A 443-nucleotide genomic window follows, 5' to 3' on the forward strand; every position below is an offset into this window, starting at 1 on the left:
GGACACGTTCTTCCCCGCCGTCTTCCCGTACACGGTACGGAAGTTCGACGACGAGTCGATGGACTTCGGGATGTACGACGTCCAGGGGGAGACGGTGCTCGGCCGGATGGCGATGGGCGACGACTTCCCGCCCGATGTGCCCGCGTACCTGAACGTGTACTTCGCCGTCCCGGACTGCGACGCGTCGGTGGCGAAGGCGACCGAGCGGGGCGGGGTGCTGCGCTACGGCCCGGTGGACAGCCCCTTCGGCCGGTTCGCGGCACTCTCCGACCCGCAGGGCGCGTCGTTCACCCTGATCGACGTGACGAAGACGGAGGGCGAGATGCCGGCGACGAGCCCGGCCTGAGCGACGAGCGCGGTGCGCCGGGCCGAGCGACCGGCCCGGCGCACCGGGTTGGCCGGAGAGCCCCTCCGTACGATTCTCCGAGAAACTCGCATCTGCG

Annotated in this window: 1 pseudogene; it reads left to right on the top strand. The window is 70.4% G+C overall.

Annotated features, from left to right (window positions below):
* Window positions 1-346 (top strand): annotated as a pseudogene (locus tag G3I71_RS47705) (VOC family protein); the annotation flags it as partial.
* Window positions 347-443: the final 97 nt, after the last annotated feature.

Source organism: Streptomyces sp. SID12501 (assembly GCF_010550245.1).
In the GTDB taxonomy this organism is placed as follows: Bacteria; Actinomycetota; Actinomycetes; order Streptomycetales; family Streptomycetaceae; genus Streptomyces.